The following is a 17146-nucleotide window of genomic DNA, read 5'->3' as shown; positions in this document are numbered from 1 at the left end:
GCCGAGAGCGGTCAGCTGACCGACTTGTTGTAGCTGTCGATCGCGCCCTTGACGCTCGCGGCGGCGTCCTTCATGGCCTGGTCGGCGGGCTTGCTGCCGACGATCGCGGCCTCCAGGCCGTCCTCGGCCGCCTTGCGGGCCTGCGGCATCACGCCGAGCAGGCAGCCGGCCGAGGCGACCGACGGCGGCAGCGCGTGCAACTGGTCCACGGCGGTCTTGAACTGCGGGTACTGCGCCACCCAGTCCTTGTCGATCTGCTCGTCGAGCGCCTTGGCGTTGACCGGCACGTACCCGGTGCCGGTGTGCCACTTGGCCTGCTGCTCCGGGCTCGAGGCGAACTTCACGAACTCCCAGGCGACCCGCTTCTCCTTGTCGCTGTGCCCGGCCCCGTTGATCCACAGCGAGGCGCCACCGATGATCGGACCGCCGGTGGCGGTGCTGCTCGCCTTCGGGTACGGCGCGGTGAGCACGGTGAACTTGCCCTTGGCCGCGTCGATGTAGCCGCGCATGGCGCCGGTGGACTCCAGGTGCATGGCGACCGTGCCGGCCTTGAAGGCGGCCTGGGCGTCGTCGGTCTTGCGGCCGGTGTTCGTCGCGTAGCCGCCCTTCACCAGGTCGGCCCACCACTGCGCGACGCGTACGCCGGTCTCCTGGTCGAACTGCACCTTGGTGGCGAGGCCCTTGCGGCCGTTGCCGTTGTCGCAGTACTCCTTGCCGTCGGTGGCGATCAACTGCTCCAGCAGCCAGCCGTAGATGGCGGCGCCGAAGCCGTACCGGACGGTCTTGCCGCCGGCGTCCTTGACGGTCAGCTTCTTGGCCATCTCCCCGATCTCGTCGAGGTTCTTCGGTGGCTTCGTCGGGTCGAGGCCGGCCTTCTCGAACGCCTCCTTGTTCAGGTACAGCAGCGGCGTGGAGGTGTTGAACGGCATCGACTGGAGCTTGCCGTCGATCGAGTAGTAGTTGGCGATGTTCGGCTCGATGTCGCCGGCGTTGAACTTGTCCTTGTCGATGAACTTGTACATCGGCACGGTCTGCTTGGAGTCGACCATGAACCGGGAGCCGATGTCGTAGATCTGCACCAGCGCGGGGGTGTTCTTCTGCTGCACCGAGGCCTTGTACTTGGCGATCGTCTCGTCGTAGTTGCCCTGGTAGATGGGCTTGACCTCGGCCTTGCCGCCGCTCTGGGCGTTGAAGTCGGCGACCAGCTTGTCGATCGCCGCGGCGTTGGCGCCCTTCATGCCGTGCCAGAACTCGATGGTGGTCTTGTCGGTGGCCTTCTCGAGCACCTCCGCGCCGGGCGCCTCGAGGGCGTCCTTGCCGGAGTCGGTGCCGGACCCGGAGCCACCGCAGGCCGTCAGCGCGGCGGCAGCGACCAGTGCGACGAAGGCGCTCATGCTCCGGCGGAGCCTAGGTTGTCTCACGGTTTCTCCTCTTTGAGAATTAACGCAGCTTTGAGAATTAACGCACCGCGCCGGCGGTGAGGCCGCGGACGATGTAGCGCTGGCCGAAGAGCACGACGGCCAGGGTGGGCAGCAGGGACAGCGCGACGCCGGCGAGGACGAGGCCCGGCTGGGCCACCTCGGAGTCGTTGAGCTGCGAGATGCCGATCTGCAGCGTCTGGTAGTCGGAGTCGCGGATCAGGATCAGCGGCCAGAAGTACTGGTTCCACGCCGAGAGGAAGACGTAGACCCCGACCGCCGCGATCGACGGTTTGGACAGCGGCACGATGACCCGCCACAGCAGGCGCCAGTGCCCGCACCCGTCGATCACCGCGGCGTCGCGCAGCTCGGTGGGGAACTGCAGGAAGGCCTGCCGCAGCAGGAAGGTGCCGAACGCCGAGGCCAGGAAGGGCAGCACGAGACCGAGGTAGGTCAGCCCGCCCCGGGCCAGGCCCCAGCCGGAGATGGCCAGGTAGTTGGGAATGATGATGGCTTCCCAGGGCACCATGAGGGTGGCCAGGAAAAGCCCGAACGTCGCGGCCTTCGCCGGCATGCGCAGGAACGCGAAGGCGTACGCGGCCAGGATGCTGGTGACCACCTGCGCGAGGGTGATGAGCCCGGTCTGGACGGCGGAGTTGACGTAGAAGCGGCCGAGCGGCACCGAGCGGAACACGTCGGTGATGTTCTGCCAGTGCAGCTCGTGCGGCACCAGCGCCGGCGGGTAGGTGGCCAGGTCACCGGGGCCCATCACGGCGCCCACGAAGCCGTAGTAGATGGGGAACAGGACAGGGATCGCGGCCAGGCCCAGCACGACGTAGACGGCGATCTGCCCGAGGCTGAGTTTCTTCATCGGTAGTGGACCCGCCGTTCGAGGACGCCGAACTGGACGGCCGTGCAGCCGAGCATGACGACCAGCAGCACCACGGCCTGCGCGCTGGCTGATCCGAAGTCGGAGGACCCGAAGGCGAACGCCTTCTCGTAGATCGAGTAGACCAGGGTCGTGGTGGCCTGGTCGGGGCCGCCCTTGGTCAGGATGTGGATCTGCCCGAAGCTCTGCAACGCGTGGATGGTGGAGACCACGATGAGGAAGAACAGCTGCGGCGAGAGCAGCGGGATGGTGATCCGGGAGGCCAGCCGCCAGCCGGTCGCGCCGTCCAGCCGGGCCGCCTCGACCACCTCGGGCGAGATCGCCGCGACGCCGGCGGAGAGCACCAGGACGTTGTAGCCGAAGTTCATCCAGACCGTCGCGGCGGCCACCGCGGGCAGCGCGATCGACGGGTCGGTGAGCCAGTTGACCCGGTCGATCCCGACGGAGCCGAGCAGGCCGTTGGCCACGCCGATCGCCGGGTTGTAGATGATCGCGAAGACCACCGACGCGGTCGCCACGGAGAACGCGAACGGCAGCGCGAACGCGGTGCGCAGCACGCGTACGCCCCGGATGCGGGCCTCCAGCAGCAGCACCACGACCAGCGCGCCGAGGACGGCGGGCAGCACGGAGAAGAGGGTGAACAGGCCGGTGGTCACCAGCACCCGGCCGAACTCGGCGGAGAGCATCTCCCGGTAGTGCTCGGCGCCGACGTAGACCGACGGGGCGCCGAACAGGTCGTTGCCGTGCACGGACAGGTAGAGGGTGCGGCCCAGCGGCCAGAAGACGAAGAGCCCGAAGACGACCACGGACGGCAGCAGCAGCAGCCAGCCGAGGCCGGTCTCGATGCGGCGTGCCGGGTCACGCCGGACGGTGGGGCGGACGGAATCGGCGGTGGGGGTGCGGTCGTCGGGTGGGGCATTGACGACGGTCGGAGGGGGTGGCACGGCAGCACAGTACCGAAAGAAATCCTTCTGTGCAGGACCGGGAGCTGGAAGTTCTTTCCACCGACGGCGGCGCGTCGCCGGGGCGACCGCCCGCGTTCGTCGTCGGCCGCCGGCGGCCCCGTGACCGCCGGCGGGCGCGACCTGGTCTCAGAAGCCGACGGCTTCGCGCAGCAGCAGCACGACGGCGCGTCCGGGGTGCGGCTCGGCGTTGAGCACGAGCAGCCGGTTGATGGCGCTGGGCTGCCCGTACGCCGCCTGGGCCCGGGCGCTCTCCAGCGGGAGCGCGTGTTCCTCGACGCGGCGCAGCGCGGTGTCCAGGTCCGGCACCACCTTCTGCGCCCCGACGATCCAGATGGCGCGGGCCGCGCCGCCCGCGTACGCCGGTAGTTGGCTTCCGCTGGCCGAGGCGACCACCAGGGACCCGGTCTCGGTGACCGCGTTGACGCTGCCCACGACGACATCGGGGCTCGCGGCCAGGCGCCGGATGTCCTCGGCCGCGGTGGCCCGGTCCAGGGCGAGCAGGCGTGGCTTCAAGGCCTCGTACCGCCCGCCGGCGTTGATGTCCCGGTCGATGCCGGACCGGCGGAGGGTCTCGCTGGCCGCGGTGAAGACGCTGGCGCCCGCGGGGATCAGGTCCGCGACGCGGGCCCGCGCGGCGGCGACGTCGTCGAGGAGCTCGACGGTGAAGCCGTGCGCGGTCAGCGCGGCGGCGGCCCGCTCCAGGCTTCGCGCGGAGGCCGGTTCGGCGTAGGGCGTGGTCGGAGCCGAGGTGGTCATGGTTCCTCCTGGGTTGCTCGTCGGGTGCTGTGGGCAGCTGCGCGCGGTGGACGTCAGCTCGGTGCCGAGCCGGCCAGCGGGGTGGTGTCGAGGTACCGGACCTCGTAGACCCGCTCGGTGAACTTCCAGCCGTCCGGCGTACGCCGGTAGCGGTCGTGGTAGACGGCGAAGTTCTGCCCCTGGCGGCCGTCGAGGGTGCGGGCCAGTTCGTGCAGGTACGCGCGGCCGGTGGCGCTGTCGCCGTCGAGTTCGATGACGCCGGGATGGGTGTTCTGCACGAAGAAGTCCCACTGCGCCTGCAGTCGTTCGCCACCGGCGCGGATCTCCTCCCGGCCGACCTGCTCGGCGGGGATGTTGGGCATGCGCAGCACCCCGTCCGGGGTGAACAGCGAGGCGAGGCGGGCACGGTCGCGCATCATCACCGCGTCGGTGAACTCGCCGCGCAGCGCCTCGATCTCGACGCGGTCGGCGATGCTCTGGAAGTCGCTCATCGGTTTCTCCTTGCCTCGGGTGGTCCTCGACTCGTCCGACGACGCAGGTCCCCGGGGTGTCAGGCGGGGTGCCCGCCCTCACACTCCGGTGCGCTGCCTCGTCGGACCCGTGAGGATCAACGCGAGCGAGGGAGCTGACGGCACGATGACCACCCGATCCGGTCCCGGACACCGCCGGCCCGACCCGCGGCTGAGCGCGATCGTGCGCGAGCGGCGGCAGCTGATCGATCTCGCGTACCGGCTGCTCGGCTCGCTGGCCGAGGCGGAGGACGCCGTCCAGGAGACCTACACCCGCTGGTACGCCCTCTCCGACGCGCAGCGGGACGCGATCGCCTCGCCCGGCGCCTGGTTGAGCCGGGTCGCCAGCCGGGTCTGCCTCGACGTGCTGGGCTCGGCGCGGGCCCGGCGTGAGCGGTACGTCGGCCAGTGGATCCCGGAGCCGGTGCCGGAGCCGGCCGAGTGGACCGGCGGGCGGGCCGGTGGCGCCGGCGTCGACCCGGCCGACCGGGTCACCCTGGACGAGTCGGTGAGCATGGCCTTCCTGGTGGTGCTCGAGGCGATGACCCCGGCGGAGCGCGTCGCGTTCGTCCTGCACGACGTGTTCCGCTACTCCTTCGCCGAGGTGGCCGAGATCGTCGGGCGTACCCCGGCGGCGTGCCGCCAGTTGGCCTCCTCGGCCCGCCGTCGCCTCCGCGGCGGGTCGCCGGACGCCGCTCCCCCGGCCCGGCAGGCCGCCGTCGTCCGGACCTTCAAGCGGGCCTGGGAGGCCGGGGACATCGCCGCGCTCGTCGGGCTGCTCGACCCCGACGTCTCGGCGACCGGCGACGGTGGCGGCCTGGTCACCGCCGAACCGCGGCCGGTCGTGGGGGGCGGGCAGGTCGCGCGCTTCTTCGCCGGTCTGGGTGTCCGGGCGGCCGGCGTGACGCTGCTGGAACGTACGGTCAACGGTCAGCCGGGTCTGGTCGCGCAGCGGGACGGGGTCACCGTGGCGGTGTACGCGTTCCACGTCGTCGGCGAGCGGATCACCCGCATCTGGGCGGTCCTCAACCCCGACAAGATCCGACCGTGGGTCGGGTGAGCGCCGGGCGACGCGCCGGGCCGCGCGGTGCGGGACCCGGCGCGGGGGAGCCGGCCCGGCGGCCCGGGGGCCGCCGGGCGGCGCGACGACGGCTCACGCCTGCTTGTCGAGGAAGGCGAGGGTGGCCGCGGCGAACAGCGGCGAGTCGGCGATGTCGTAGTGGGTCACGCCGGGCAGGATGGCCAGCGCGTGCCCGCCCTTCGGCCGGTTCTCCCCCATCCAGCCGCCGTCGCGCAGGCCGCCGTCGAGCAGCTTGAACACCTCGACGTAGTGGCTCGGCGGGGCCATGTCCGCGTCGGCGGCCATGATCAGCGTCGGCACCTGCAGGCCGCGGATCTGCTCGGTGAAGTCGTAGTCCTTCGCCATCGCCGCGCCGATCTTGTCGAGCAGCCGCGGGAAGTCCTCCGGACGCGGGGCCACCCGCTGGTAGAGCTCGTACATCGGGGTGTCCTTCATGAACTCGGCGGCGGCCGCGTTCACCTGGCCCTGCTGCTGGAGCAGCTCGGCGTGGATCGCGTCGCGGCGCACGTGCGCCGACGCCGCGACCAGGCGGCCGACCAGGTGCGGGTACTGGATCCCGACCTGCAGCGCGACGCCGCCGCCGAGGGAGAAGCCGACGACGTCCGGCTTGTGCAGTCCGAGGTGTTCGATGAGCGCGGCGACGTCGCCGGCCATCAGGGTGACGTCGATCGGCCGGTCGATGTCGGCGGTGCGGCCGTGGCCCTGCAGGTCGACCAGGATGACCTGGTGGTGGTCGGCCAGCGCGGGCAGGACCGGCCCGAACATCTCCCCCGAGGCGAGACCGCCGTGCAGCAGGACCAGCGGCCGGCCGGTGCCGTGGGTCTCGTAGTAGAGGTGGATGCCGTTGACGTCGGCGTACTGCCCGGTGCCGGTGGGCTGCTCGGTCGTGGTCATGATGGGTTCCTCCGGTCGTCTGGTGCGTACGGACGCCGGTGTTGACCAGCCGGCCGCCCGGAACTCATCGGTGCCGGCGCGGCGAGTTTCGTGACCCCCGGCCGGCGCGGGCTCGGCTAGATTGGTGCGGGTGACGGACGTGGCGACGAGTGCACCCGTGGAAGCGCAGCTCGAGGCGTACCGCTCGGAGCTGACCGGCTACTGCTACCGCATGCTGGGCTCGGTCTTCGAGGCCGAGGACGCCGTGCAGGAGACCTTCATCCGGGCCTGGCGCGGCTACGACCGGTTCGAGGGGCGGGCCGCGCTGCGGTCCTGGCTCTACCGGATCGCGACCAACGTGTGCCTGACCATGCTGGGCAGCGCCCAGCGGCGGATCCTGCCGATGGACCTCGGCCCCGCCGGCTCCGGCCACGCCGGCGACCCGGGCGAGCCGCGCCCCGAGGAGATCTGGGTCGGTCCGGCACCCGACGGCCGGATCCTGCCGGAGCGCAGCGACCCCGCCGAGGTGATCGCCGCCCGCGAGTCGGTCCGGCTGGCGTTCGTGGCCGCCCTGCAGCACCTGCCGGCGCGGCAGCGGGCCGTGCTGATCCTGCGTGAGGTGCTGGCCTGGTCGGCCCAGGAGGTCGCCGAGCTGCTCGACACGTCGGTGGCGAGCGTCAACAGCGCCCTGCAACGGGCCCGCGCCACCCTCGCGGCCGCCGACACCAGCGCGGACGTGTACCAGCCGATGGACGACGAGCAGCAGGCGCTGCTCGCCCGCTACGTGCGGGCGTTCGAGGCGTACGACCTGGCGGCGCTGACCACGCTGCTGCACGAGGACGTGACGCTGTCCATGCCGCCGGTGCCGCTGTGGCTGCACGGCACCGAGGACATCCTGGCCTGGATGACCGGCACCGGCAGCGGTTGCCGGGGCTCCCGCCTGGTCCCGGTGGTGGCCAACGGGATGCCGGCGTTCGCGCAGTACCGGCCGAGCCAGACCGGCGTCGGGCACGAGCCGTGGGGCCTGACCGTGCTGCGGGTGTCAGCCGGGCGGATCGCCGAGATCACCAACTTCCTGGACACCGAGCGGCTCTTCCCGCTGTTCGGGCTGCCGGCCCGGCTCGGCTAACACCTCGGCCAGCCCCAGCAGGGCCAGCAGCCGCCGCAGCGCCGGGCCGGCGTCCCGCACGACCAGCCGCCAGCCGTGCCGGCGGGCGGTCAACCCCAGCCGGGCCAGCGCCTCGACGGTCACCACGTCGGGTGCGGCCACGGCGGCCACGTCGCACGCGACGGTCCCGGGTGGGCGCCCGCGCAGCAGGTCGGCCAGGTCGGCGCAGAGGACGGGGATGTCGGCGCGGGCCACCGCCGCGCCGACGGTGAAGGAGATCACGGCAGCCGCCACACCGATAGGACCGGCGGACCGGGCGGAACTCATCGCCGCCGATACCGATGAATCCGCCCCGGGCCGCGGGTCTGACCGGCATGAGCATCCGAGAGACGCTGCGTACCAGCGGACCCGTCTTCCTGCCCGGCGACGACGGCTACGACGCGCACCGCCGGCCCCTCGACCCGACCCTCGACCCGCACCCCGCCGCGGTGGTCCGGGCCGCCGACGCCACCGACGTACGCAAGGCGGTGCTGGCCGCGCGCCGGCACGAGCTGCCGTTCGCCGTCCAGGCCACCGGCCACGGCACCCACCGCGCGCACGACGGCGCGCTGCTGCTGCACACCGGCGCGATGGCCACGGTCCTGGTCGACCCGGTCCGGCGGGTCGCCCGGGTCGGCCCGGGCGCCCGGTGGGGCGACGTGCTGCGGGCGGCCGCGCCGTTCGGGCTGGCCGGGCTGGCCGGCTCGGCGCCCGACGTGGGCGTGGTCGGCTACACGCTCGGCGGCGGGCTGGGCTGGCTGGCCCGCCGGCACGGGCTGGCCGCCGACAGCGTGCTGCGGGCCCGGGTGGTCACCGCCGACGGCCGGCTGGTGACCGCCGACGCCGACCACCACCCCGACCTGTTCTGGGCGCTGCGCGGCGGGGGCGGCTCCTACGGCGTGGTCACCGCCCTGGACATCCGCCTCTACCCGGTCTCCACGGTGTACGCGGGCGCGGTCACCTTCGGCCGGGACCGGGCCGCCGAGACCCTCGCCTACTACCGTCGGTGGATCGAGCGGGTGCCGGACGAGCTCAGCACGGCGGTGCTGCTGACCCGCGACGGTTCGCTCGTGGTCAAGGCCATGTACGCCGGTGACGCCGACCGTGGCCGGGCGCTGCTGGCCCCGCTGTGGCGGGTCGCCGGGCCCGCCGTCACCGACGACATGCGGGTCGTCGACTATCCGGACGCGGCCATGGGCGGCGCCTTCCCCCGCACCTTCGACCAGGTCCGGTCGCTCGACGACGACCTCGTCGCCGCGCTGGTGGCCGAGCCGGACGCCACGGTCGAGATCCGCCACTGGGGTGGGCGCATCGCGCGCGACCGCGGGGCCGCCGCGCACCGGGACGCACCGCTGTCGGTCATCCTCGACACGGTTCCCTCGCCGCGCACCGCGACGGCGCTGGACCGGTGCGGCCTGGGCAGCGCCTTCCTCAATTTCCTGTACGACCCGTCCCGTACCGCCGCGGCGTTCACCCCGGCGAACTGGGCGGCGCTGCGCCGGGTCAAGGCCGCCCACGACCCGGACAACGTCTTCGGCCTCGCCGTACCGCCCGCCGCCGTGGCGGCATCCGCCTAGCTGCCGGCCGGGCCGGTGCGGGACGCGCCGGGCGAACAGCCGCCGCTGGACCCCCGAACTCTGCTTTCAACCACATGGTTGACGAGCCGCACCGGCCGAGGATACGCTGCTTTCAACTTTCAGGTTGAAAGGGGGGACGATGACCACGGACGTGCTCTCCCGGGCCTTCGCCGCCCTCGCGGATCCGACCCGGCGCGACATGGTCGCCCGGCTCTCCGAGGGCGACGCGACCGTGAGCCAACTGGCCGCGCCGTACGGGATCTCGCTGCAGGCCGTCTACAAGCACCTGCGGGTGCTCGAGGACGCCGGGCTGGTCAGCCGGCCGCGCGGACCGCAGCCCCGGCAGGTACGCCTCGAGGTCGAGGCCCTGGACCTGATGGACACCTGGATCGAACGCCACCGGGACCGCGTCGAGCAGCGCTACCGCCGCCTCGACGCCGTCCTGGCCGAGATGAAGGGAAATGCGCATGGACAAGACCACGCAGACGGCGATCGAGGCGGACCCGAAGCTGCCGGTCATCCGGATGACTCGTGACTTCGCGGCAACGCCCGAGCAGCTGTTCCGGGCCCACACCGACCCCGCGTTGTTCGCCCGCTGGGTCGGCCCGGACGCGGTGACCACCCGGATCGAGCACTGGGACGCGTCCACCGGCGGCAGCTGGCGGTACGTCTCGGTGCACGACGGCGCGGAGTACGCCTTCCACGGCTCCTTCCACGAGGTGCGGCCGGACCGGATCGTGCAGACGTTCACCTTCGACGGCGAGCCCGACGGCGTCGCGCTGGAGACCCTGTGGTTCGAGGACCTGGGCGACGGCCGGACCCGGCTGCACGCCCAGTCGCTGGTCGACAGCTTCGACAGCCGCGACGCCTGGCTGCGCAGCGGCATGGAGGTCGGTGTCGACGAGGGCTACGCCAAGCTGGACCGGATGCTGGCCGATGGCGCTGTCTGAGCAGCCGGCCGAGCGCCACCGGCAGGTCGCCGGGCGGTTCACCGAGCGGGTCCGGGGCACCCGATCCTGGGACGTGCCCGCCCCGGTCGCCGGCTGGACCGCCCGGGACGTCGTGCGGCACCTGACCGAGTGGTTCCCCGGCTTCCTGGCCGCCGGCGCCGGCGTCGACCTGCCCCAGGGACCGTCGGTGGACGACGACCCGGTCGGCGCGTGGCAGGCGCACCGCGACGGGGTGCAGGCGGTGCTGGACGACCCGGCGACCGCGCGCCGGCAGTTCACCAACCCGCACACCGGCGACCTGCCGCTGGCCGCCGCGATCGACCGGTTCTACACCACCGACGTGTTCATGCACACCTGGGACCTGGCCCGGGCCACCGGCCAGGACGATCGGCTGGACGCCGACTTCTGCGCCGAACTGCTCGGCGGGATGGCGCAGATGGAGCAGGTCATCCGCGCCTCCGGCCAGTTCGGCAGCCGGATCGAGGTGCCCGACGACGCGGACGCCCAGACCCGGCTGCTGGGCTTCATCGGCCGGGATCCCTTCTGGCCGCCGCCGGGGACCGATGAGTTTGGCCGGCGGATCGGGTCTGCCCCGGCATGACCCGCATCATCGCGGACATCTCAATGTCCCTCGACGGCTTCGTCACCGGGCCCGACCCGGGCCCAGCCCCTGTTCACCGGCGGGGCGCCGCGCACGCTCGTGCAGCGCGACGTGCTGCCGACGTCGACTGCGACCCATCTGACCTACGACATCGCCCGGTGATCCGATGACCACGATCAACGCCAACGGAACCGTGCTGGGCATCGAGTCGTTCGGCGCCGACGACGCGCCACTCGTCCTGCTCGCGGGCGGGACGACGATGCTCTCCTGGCCCGACGCGCTCTGTGCGCGCCTCGCCACCGGTGGGCGCCGGGTGGTGCGCTACGACCTGCGCGACAGCGGGGAGTCGACGACGACGGATCCGGAGGCGCCGTCGTACACCCTGCGCGACCTCGCCGCCGACGCGGCCGCCCTCGCGGACGCGCTCGGGGGCGGGCCCGCGCACCTCGCGGGGATCGGCGTCGGCGGGATGGTCGCCCAGGTGGCCGTGCTCGACCATCCCGGCGCGTTCTCGGCGCTCACCCTGGTCGGCACCCGCCCGGTCGCTCCCGGCCCGCCTGACGACGACCTTCCCGACCATGACCGGGCGACGATGGGCCGGCTGTTCGCGCGTCCGATGCCGGACTGGGCCGATCGCGAGTCGGTTGCGGAGTTCGCCGCCGCCGGCGCGGAGATCCTCGGCGACGACCCCGTCGCCGCGCGCGCGGTCGCCGCGCGCATCTGGGACCGCACCCCCGGCACCGCACCACCGGTCCAGCTGGCCAATCAGCTGGGTCTGGTCTTCTCCCGGCTCGACTGCACTCCACGCTGGCGGGAGCGGCTGCCCGAGGTCGACGTCCCCACGCTCGTCGTGCACGGTCGCCGGAACCGGTTCTTCCCCGTCGGCAACGGCGAAGCGATCGCGCGGGAGATCCCTCGGGCGCGGCTGCTCGTGCTGGAGGAGGCGGCCACCGCGATCCCCGATGCGGCGGTCGGCGAGGTCGCCGAGGCGATGCTCGCGCTCGGTTAGGTGCCGGGACCACAAGCGTTCACGGTGTTGGACGAGATGCCGCCTGGCCTACCGGCCGGGCGGTGTCGTGGCGGTCAGGTTGTGGCGGTGGCCGGATCCCGCCGGCGGCGTCGGTGCTGCCCACGTTGGGCAGCAGTGTCCCTTGGGTGTTCGCGGCTCCGCTCGGGACTCCGTCAGTGGTCGTCCTCGCTCTTCGGGCCGTTGTCTCGAGCCGCGGTCGAGGCCGCGCCCGTCGCCGTCCGGGCAAGAAGCCACGCGAGCAGCCATACCGGAGGGTAGCTGAGCAGCAGCAGCACCAGCGTCGAGTCGATCCCCAAGTTGGCGAGGTACGCCGAGGTGAAGGCGCCGAGGAGGGAGCCGACTGCCCAGCCGCCGAACGCCACCAGGATCGGGTGGGCGCCGCCGAGGCGCCGGTGCCGGCGCACGGCGGCGTAGCTGAACGGGAGGGCGGCGGGCTGGACCGCCAGCAGCCAGAGGCTGAGCAGAAGGAGCCAGTCCGCCAGCGTAAAGGTGATCATGGGGTCACCGGGCGAGCGGCGACAGGGTAAAGTGCGGAACCGCATCGACGCATGGGCATCAGCACATGCTATGTCTGCATCGGGCTCAGGTCGGTGCCTCCACCCACACGGGTGGGCTGTCCGGGGGCGGTGCCGGCTACCGGGCGAGCACGTCCACGGCCAGTTCCCGCACCACCGACTCGTCGACGTCGACGCCGACGCCGAGCCCCGGCCCGGTCGACACCCGCGTCACGCCGTCCAGCGCGACCGGCGCCCGCCCCTCGGCCAACGCGTCGGCGACCTCGCCTCGGGGCGAGCTGGCGGTCGACGGTGGTGACGATGGATTCGGCCCTCTCGTACGTCCACGCCCGGATGGGAGTGGCCTCGCCCCACCCGGTCACCCCGTCAGCGCTGACCTTCACCAGGACCCGGATGCTCGACGTGCCGGCGACGGCGACCGCGCCACCGGAGACGCCGAACGAGCGGATGGTGGGCAGCGCGACGGCGTACGTCTCGACCGCGTCGCCGGTCAGGCCGGCCGGCGCGGCCGTCACCCGCCCAGCTTGGCGGTGCTGGCCCGGATGACCACCTCGCCGCCGAGGCGGACGACGCGCCGCCGTCGGCCGGTGTTCTCGGTGAGCGCCATCCGCATCGCCTCCTCGCCGAGCTGCTGCAGCGGCAGGGCGACCGTGGTCAGCGGCGGAGTGAGGTCGCGGACGATGGGGATGTCGTCGAAGCCGGCGACGGAGACGTCGTCGGGCACGGACAGCCCGTGGTCGCGCAGGGCGGCGCAGGCGCCGATGGCCATCACGTCGGTCAGCGCGAACACGCAGGTGGCGGTGAGACCCCGTGCGAGCAGCTCGGTCATGGCCTGGTAGCCGCCGTCCCGGGTGAACGGCGCCGCCACGACGTTCGCCGCGGGCAGCGGCACGCCGGCCCCGGCGAGTTCGTCACGGAAGCCGCCGAGCCGGTCGGTGACCGTGGTGAGGGCGGGCGGCCCGGCCAGCACGGCGAAACGGCGGTGGCCGAGGTCGAGCAGCGCGCGGGCCATCGCGGCGGCGCCGGCCCGGTTCTCCGGCAGGACGCTGTCCACCTTGAGGCTGCGGTGCCGGCTGACCGCGGCGACCCGCCCGCCGCCGTCCAGGTAGGGCCGCAGCTCCGCCTCCAGGGCCCGCTCCCAGCGGGGGTCCTCGAAGCCGGAGCCGGTGAGCAGGATGGCCGGGGCGCGTTCGGCGCGCAGCATCGACACGTACGCGACCTCCCGCTCCGGGTCGCGGAAGGTGCTGGCGAGCATGACCAGCAGATCGTTCTCCCCGGCCACCCGCATGACGCCGCCGGCGATCGCGGAGAAGTACGGGTCGGTGACGTCGTGGCAGATGACGCCGACGGTGCGGTGTGCGGCGCCGGCCAGGGCCCGGGCGTGCGCGTTCGGGGTGTAGGCCAGCTTCCCGGCGGCGGCCAGGACCCGGTCGCGCAGCTGCGGGGTGACCCGCATGCCGTTGAGCGCGCGGGACGCCGTGGCCGGGGAGACGTCCGCGGCTCTGGCCACGTCTTCCAGTGTCACGTGGGGCCGTGGCTGCATCGATGTCCCCCTGCGGAACGTCTTGACCGGGTGAATTCGCCATGGTTACCGTAGCACCCCTGAAAGCGCTTTCTGAAAGCGCATTCAGGGGTGCCGCCAGGGTCATCACGGCCGACCTGGAAGGACAGACACGTGGAGCGCACGTCAATCGGCATCATCCTCAACGGGGTGACCGGCCGGATGGGGTACCGGCAGCACCTCGTCCGGTCCCTGCTCGCCCTCCGCGAGCAGGGCGGGCTGCCCGCCCGCGACGGCAGCCGGATCTGGCCGGAGCTGACCCTGGTGGGACGCAACGAGGCCAAGCTCGCCGAGATCGCCGCCCGGCACGGGCTGAGCTCGTACACCACCGATCTGGACGCCGCGCTCGCCGACGACTCCCACCAGATCTACTTCGACGCCCAGGTCACCGGCCAGCGGGAGAAGGCCGTCCGGGCCGCGATCGAGGCCGGCCGGCACGTCTACACCGAGAAGCCGCTCGCCGAAGGGCTCACCGCCTCGCTGGAGCTGGCCCGGCTCGCCGCCGCCCGGGGCATCAAGAACGGCGTCGTACAGGACAAGCTCTTCCTGCCCGGCCTGCGCAAACTCAAGCGACTGGTCGACGGCGGCTTCTTCGGCCGGATCCTGTCGGTGCGCGGCGAGTTCGGCTACTGGGTGTTCGAGGGTGACTGGCAGGACGCGCAGCGGCCGAGCTGGAACTACCGGGCCGAGGACGGCGGCGGCATCACCGTCGACATGTTCCCGCACTGGCACTACCTGCTGGAGCAGATCATCGCCCCGGTCACCGCGGTGACCGCGCACGTCGCCACGCACATCCCCGAACGGGTCGACGAGGCCGGGCGGACCTACCGGGCCACCGCCGACGACGCCGTGTACGGCATCTTCGAACTGGCCGGCGGCATCGTCGCGCAGATCAACTCCTCCTGGGCGGTCCGCGTGTACCGCGACGAGCTGGTCGAGTTCCAGGTCGACGGCACGCACGGCAGCGCGGTGGCCGGGCTGCGCGAGTGCCGCATCCAGCACCGGGGCGCCACCCCGATGCCGGTGTGGAACCCCGACCTGCCGGCCACCGAGGACTTCCGCGGCCAATGGCAGACCGTGCCGGACAACGAGGACTTCGACAACGGGTTCAAGGTCCAGTGGGAGGCGTTCCTGCGGCACGTCGTCGACGGCGAGCCGTTCCCGTGGGACTTCCTGGCCGGCGCGCGCGGCCTGCAACTGGCCGAGGCCGGGCTGCGCTCGGCGCGCGAGGGGCGGCGCGTCGAGATCGAGGAGATCCCGCGGTGAGCACCCGCATCACGCTGCCGGCTCCGGGCGGCGGCACCGAACGGCGGACGCTGCGGGAACCGCCCGCCTGGCACCGGCCGTCCGCGCCACCGGCCACCCGGATCGGGTACGCGGCGGCGCACGTCGTCGCCGACCCGTACGCCGACAACGCCCCCGGCTGCCCGGCGCGCCTGGACTGGGACGCGACCCTCGCCGTGCGGCGCGACCTGTGGGCGTGGGGCCTCGGCGTGGCCGAGGCGATGGACACCGCGCAGCGCGGCATGGGGCTGGACTGGGCGGCCACCCGCGAGCTGATCCGGCGCAGTGCCGCCGAGGCCGCCGCCTGCGGCGGGCGCATCGTCGCCGGGGCCGGCACCGACCAGCTCCCCGGCCCGCCCGGCACGCTGGACGAGGTGGTCGCCGCGTACGCCGAGCAGGTCACGGTCGTGCGGGAGTGCGGCGCCACGCCGGTGCTGATGGCCAGCCGGCACCTCGCCGCGCTCGCCTCCGGCCCGCAGGACTACCTGCGCGTCTACGAGCGGGTGCTGCGCGAGGTCGGCGCGCCGGTGGTGCTGCACTGGCTCGGCGACATGTTCGACCCGGCGCTGTCCGGCTACTGGGGCTCGACCGACCTGGACCAGGCCACCGCCACGTTCGCCGCGCTGGTGCACACCCACGCCGACCTGGTCGACGGCGTGAAGGTGTCCCTGCTCGACGCCGACCGGGAGGTACGGCTGCGGCGGCTGCTGCCGCCGACGGTGAAGGTCTACACCGGCGACGACTACCACTACCCCGAGCTGATCGAGGGCGACGGGGACCGGTTCAGCCACGCCCTGCTCGGCGCGTTCGCGGCCATCGCCCCGGCCGCGTCCGCCGCGCTGGCGCGCCTCGACGCCGACGACCCGGCCGGGTTCCGGGCGGTCCTCGACCCGACGGTGCCGCTGTCCCGGCACCTGTTCGCCCCGCCCACGCCGTACTACAAGACCGGCGTCGCGTTCCTGTCCTGGCTGAACGGGCGGCAGCCCGGCTTCACCATGGTCGGCGGTCTGCACGGCGGACGCGGCGTCCCGCACCTGGTCGAGGCGTTCCGGCTGGCCGACGCCGCCGGGCTGCTGCTCGACCCGGAGCTAGCGGCGCGGCGGATGCGCGCGTACCTGGACGTCGCGGGCGTGCCCGGATGACCGCCGACCCGCGGCTGGCCCGGCTGTCGCTCAACCAGCGCACCACGCGACGCTGGTCGGTGGCCGAGGCGGTGGGCGGCTGCCTGCGCGCCGGCATCCCCGCGATCGGGCTGTGGCGCGAGCCGGTCGCCGAGCTCGGCGCGGCGGCGACCGCGCGGCTCGTCGCCGACGCCGGGCTGCGGGTGTCGTCGCTGTGCCGGGGTGGGTTCCTCACCGCCGCCGACGACGCCGGCCGGGCCGCGGCCCTGGCCGACAACCGGCGGGCGATCGACGAGGCCGCCACGCTCGGCGCCGCCTGCCTGGTGCTGGTCGTCGGCGGCCTACCGCCCGGTTCCCGGGACCTGGCCGGCGCGCGGCGGCGGGTCGCGGACGCCCTGGTCGAGCTGGCGCCGTACGCCGGCGAACGCGGGGTACGGCTCGCGCTGGAGCCGCTGCACCCGATGTACTGCGCCGACCGGGCGGTGCTGTCCACGCTCGGGCAGGCCCTGGACCTGGCCGAGGCGTTCCCGGTCGAGCAGGTCGGCGTCGTGGTGGACACCTTCCACGTCTGGTGGGACCCGGACGTGTGGCGGCAGATCGCCCGCGCCGGGGCGCGGATCGCGAGCTTCCAGGTCTGCGACTTCCTCACCCCGCTGCCGGCCGACGTGCTGCTCGGCCGGGGCATGATGGGCGACGGGCACATCGACTTCCCGCCGCTGCGCCGCGCGGTGGAGGCCGCCGGGTACACCGGGGACATCGAGGTGGAGATCTTCAACGCCGAGGTGTGGGCCACCGACCCGGACCGGGTGCTCGCCACCATGACCGCGCGGTACGTGGATCGGGTGCTCGCCGACTGATTTCCTATCGGG

21 protein-coding genes are annotated in these 17146 nt (G+C 73.2%); 11 read left to right on the top strand and 10 right to left on the bottom strand.

Translation table 11 applies throughout. The features are described from left to right. Positions 1-11 precede the first annotated feature (11 nt). The 5 genes from LQ51_RS18510 to LQ51_RS18490 all read right to left on the bottom strand — a co-directional run bounded on the left by LQ51_RS18510 (position 12) and on the right by LQ51_RS18490 (position 4519). The gene (locus tag LQ51_RS18510; RefSeq protein ID WP_046567433.1) at positions 12-1394 is read right to left on the bottom strand and encodes an ABC transporter substrate-binding protein; all 1383 of its coding nucleotides are present in this window, start codon (positions 1392-1394) and stop codon (positions 12-14) included. Positions 1395-1458: 64 nt separating this feature from the next. Further along, a complete protein-coding gene (locus LQ51_RS18505) occupies positions 1459-2289 on the bottom strand; it encodes a carbohydrate ABC transporter permease (protein WP_046567430.1) in 831 nt (276 codons plus the stop codon). After that, on the bottom strand, positions 2286-3251 hold the full coding sequence (locus LQ51_RS18500) for a carbohydrate ABC transporter permease (RefSeq protein ID WP_197087825.1): 966 nt from the start codon (positions 3249-3251) through the stop codon (positions 2286-2288). Before LQ51_RS18500 ends, LQ51_RS18505 begins: the two co-directional genes overlap by 4 nt. A gap of 147 nt (positions 3252-3398) precedes the next feature. Beyond that, the gene (locus LQ51_RS18495; RefSeq protein WP_046567429.1) at positions 3399-4028 is read right to left on the bottom strand and encodes an LUD domain-containing protein; all 630 of its coding nucleotides are present in this window, start codon (positions 4026-4028) and stop codon (positions 3399-3401) included. 53 nt (positions 4029-4081) lie between these two features. Further along, complete coding sequence (locus LQ51_RS18490) at positions 4082-4519, bottom strand: nuclear transport factor 2 family protein (RefSeq protein WP_046567428.1); 438 nt, start codon at positions 4517-4519, stop codon at positions 4082-4084. Between the two features lie 145 nt (positions 4520-4664). Between LQ51_RS18490 and sigJ the strand changes: the two genes are divergently transcribed. Next, a complete protein-coding gene (sigJ, locus tag LQ51_RS18485; protein ID WP_046567426.1) occupies positions 4665-5597 on the top strand; it encodes an RNA polymerase sigma factor SigJ in 933 nt (310 codons plus the stop codon). 93 nt (positions 5598-5690) lie between these two features. Here the strand turns inward: sigJ and LQ51_RS18480 are convergent, their stop codons facing one another. Then, positions 5691-6512 (bottom strand): alpha/beta fold hydrolase, encoded by an 822-nt coding sequence (locus tag LQ51_RS18480; RefSeq protein WP_046567424.1) that lies wholly within the window; start codon positions 6510-6512, stop codon positions 5691-5693. A gap of 130 nt (positions 6513-6642) precedes the next feature. Between LQ51_RS18480 and LQ51_RS18475 the strand changes: the two genes are divergently transcribed. Beyond that, on the top strand, positions 6643-7620 hold the full coding sequence (locus LQ51_RS18475) for a sigma-70 family RNA polymerase sigma factor (protein ID WP_046567438.1): 978 nt from the start codon (positions 6643-6645) through the stop codon (positions 7618-7620). On the opposite strand, the gene LQ51_RS18470 is transcribed toward LQ51_RS18475, so the two are convergent. Continuing rightward, positions 7534-7881, bottom strand: coding sequence for an STAS domain-containing protein (locus tag LQ51_RS18470; RefSeq protein WP_046567422.1), 348 nt, complete (start codon positions 7879-7881; stop codon positions 7534-7536). The genes LQ51_RS18475 and LQ51_RS18470 overlap by 87 nt on opposite strands. Positions 7882-7973: 92 nt before the next feature. Between LQ51_RS18470 and LQ51_RS18465 the strand changes: the two genes are divergently transcribed. The 5 genes from LQ51_RS18465 to LQ51_RS18445 all read left to right on the top strand — a co-directional run bounded on the left by LQ51_RS18465 (position 7974) and on the right by LQ51_RS18445 (position 11775). Beyond that, on the top strand, positions 7974-9215 hold the full coding sequence (locus tag LQ51_RS18465; RefSeq protein ID WP_046567437.1) for an FAD-binding oxidoreductase: 1242 nt from the start codon (positions 7974-7976) through the stop codon (positions 9213-9215). A gap of 139 nt (positions 9216-9354) precedes the next feature. Then, the gene (locus tag LQ51_RS18460; RefSeq protein WP_046567419.1) at positions 9355-9750 is read left to right on the top strand and encodes an ArsR/SmtB family transcription factor; all 396 of its coding nucleotides are present in this window, start codon (positions 9355-9357) and stop codon (positions 9748-9750) included. Beyond that, positions 9683-10165: an SRPBCC family protein gene (locus LQ51_RS18455; RefSeq protein WP_046567417.1), complete on the top strand. Its 483-nt coding sequence runs from the start codon at positions 9683-9685 to the stop codon at positions 10163-10165. Before LQ51_RS18460 ends, LQ51_RS18455 begins: the two co-directional genes overlap by 68 nt. Beyond that, positions 10152-10766 carry a TIGR03086 family metal-binding protein gene (locus LQ51_RS18450; protein ID WP_046567415.1) on the top strand — a complete coding sequence of 205 codons (615 nt, stop codon included), beginning with the start codon at positions 10152-10154 and terminating at the stop codon, positions 10764-10766. The genes LQ51_RS18455 and LQ51_RS18450 overlap by 14 nt, the downstream gene beginning before the upstream one ends. A gap of 166 nt (positions 10767-10932) precedes the next feature. After that, complete coding sequence (locus LQ51_RS18445) at positions 10933-11775, top strand: alpha/beta fold hydrolase (RefSeq protein WP_046567413.1); 843 nt, start codon at positions 10933-10935, stop codon at positions 11773-11775. A 173-nt stretch (positions 11776-11948) separates the two neighbouring features. On the opposite strand, the gene LQ51_RS18440 is transcribed toward LQ51_RS18445, so the two are convergent. Together LQ51_RS18440 and LQ51_RS34280 are read right to left on the bottom strand one after the other, a co-directional pair. After that, a complete protein-coding gene (locus tag LQ51_RS18440; protein ID WP_046567412.1) occupies positions 11949-12293 on the bottom strand; it encodes a hypothetical protein in 345 nt (114 codons plus the stop codon). Positions 12294-12429: 136 nt separating this feature from the next. Next, positions 12430-12561 carry a hypothetical protein gene (locus LQ51_RS34280; protein WP_255352240.1) on the bottom strand — a complete coding sequence of 44 codons (132 nt, stop codon included), beginning with the start codon at positions 12559-12561 and terminating at the stop codon, positions 12430-12432. A gap of 50 nt (positions 12562-12611) precedes the next feature. Between LQ51_RS34280 and LQ51_RS33435 the strand changes: the two genes are divergently transcribed. Further along, positions 12612-12857, top strand: coding sequence for a hypothetical protein (locus LQ51_RS33435; protein WP_197087824.1), 246 nt, complete (start codon positions 12612-12614; stop codon positions 12855-12857). Here the strand turns inward: LQ51_RS33435 and LQ51_RS18430 are convergent. Then, on the bottom strand, positions 12823-13821 hold the full coding sequence (locus LQ51_RS18430) for a LacI family DNA-binding transcriptional regulator (RefSeq protein WP_231605793.1): 999 nt from the start codon (positions 13819-13821) through the stop codon (positions 12823-12825). The genes LQ51_RS33435 and LQ51_RS18430 overlap by 35 nt on opposite strands. Positions 13822-13986: 165 nt before the next feature. On the opposite strand from LQ51_RS18430, the gene LQ51_RS18425 reads away from it, so the two are divergent. Genes LQ51_RS18425 through LQ51_RS18415 form a run of 3 tightly spaced genes read left to right on the top strand, consistent with a single transcriptional unit; the run spans position 13987 to position 17134 of the window. Beyond that, complete coding sequence (locus LQ51_RS18425; RefSeq protein WP_046567407.1) at positions 13987-15138, top strand: Gfo/Idh/MocA family protein; 1152 nt, start codon at positions 13987-13989, stop codon at positions 15136-15138. Beyond that, positions 15135-16298 carry a dihydrodipicolinate synthase family protein gene (locus LQ51_RS18420; protein ID WP_052744953.1) on the top strand — a complete coding sequence of 388 codons (1164 nt, stop codon included), beginning with the start codon at positions 15135-15137 and terminating at the stop codon, positions 16296-16298. Before LQ51_RS18425 ends, LQ51_RS18420 begins: the two co-directional genes overlap by 4 nt. Further along, positions 16295-17134 (top strand): sugar phosphate isomerase/epimerase family protein, encoded by an 840-nt coding sequence (locus LQ51_RS18415; RefSeq protein ID WP_046567406.1) that lies wholly within the window; start codon positions 16295-16297, stop codon positions 17132-17134. The genes LQ51_RS18420 and LQ51_RS18415 overlap by 4 nt, the downstream gene beginning before the upstream one ends. Positions 17135-17146: the final 12 nt, after the last annotated feature.

The organism is Micromonospora sp. HK10 (genome assembly GCF_000982955.1).
Taxonomy (GTDB): domain Bacteria; phylum Actinomycetota; class Actinomycetes; order Mycobacteriales; family Micromonosporaceae; genus Micromonospora.
This window is presented reverse-complemented; position numbering and strand designations above follow the sequence as displayed.

Coding starts and splice junctions, on each gene's coding strand:
- LQ51_RS18445 (WP_046567413.1), top strand. CDS start 10,933: ATGACCACGATCAACGCCAACGGAACCGTGCTGGGCATCGAGTCGTTC.
- LQ51_RS18440 (WP_046567412.1), bottom strand. CDS start 12,293: ATGATCACCTTTACGCTGGCGGACTGGCTCCTTCTGCTCAGCCTCTGG.
- LQ51_RS18505 (WP_046567430.1), bottom strand. CDS start 2,289: ATGAAGAAACTCAGCCTCGGGCAGATCGCCGTCTACGTCGTGCTGGGC.
- LQ51_RS18455 (WP_046567417.1), top strand. CDS start 9,683: ATGGACAAGACCACGCAGACGGCGATCGAGGCGGACCCGAAGCTGCCG.
- LQ51_RS18460 (WP_046567419.1), top strand. CDS start 9,355: ATGACCACGGACGTGCTCTCCCGGGCCTTCGCCGCCCTCGCGGATCCG.
- LQ51_RS18495 (WP_046567429.1), bottom strand. CDS start 4,028: ATGACCACCTCGGCTCCGACCACGCCCTACGCCGAACCGGCCTCCGCG.
- LQ51_RS18465 (WP_046567437.1), top strand. CDS start 7,974: ATGAGCATCCGAGAGACGCTGCGTACCAGCGGACCCGTCTTCCTGCCC.
- LQ51_RS33435 (WP_197087824.1), top strand. CDS start 12,612: ATGGATTCGGCCCTCTCGTACGTCCACGCCCGGATGGGAGTGGCCTCG.
- LQ51_RS18480 (WP_046567424.1), bottom strand. CDS start 6,512: ATGACCACGACCGAGCAGCCCACCGGCACCGGGCAGTACGCCGACGTC.
- LQ51_RS18450 (WP_046567415.1), top strand. CDS start 10,152: ATGGCGCTGTCTGAGCAGCCGGCCGAGCGCCACCGGCAGGTCGCCGGG.
- LQ51_RS18510 (WP_046567433.1), bottom strand. CDS start 1,394: ATGAGCGCCTTCGTCGCACTGGTCGCTGCCGCCGCGCTGACGGCCTGC.
- sigJ (WP_046567426.1), top strand. CDS start 4,665: ATGACCACCCGATCCGGTCCCGGACACCGCCGGCCCGACCCGCGGCTG.
- LQ51_RS18490 (WP_046567428.1), bottom strand. CDS start 4,519: ATGAGCGACTTCCAGAGCATCGCCGACCGCGTCGAGATCGAGGCGCTG.
- LQ51_RS18415 (WP_046567406.1), top strand. CDS start 16,295: ATGACCGCCGACCCGCGGCTGGCCCGGCTGTCGCTCAACCAGCGCACC.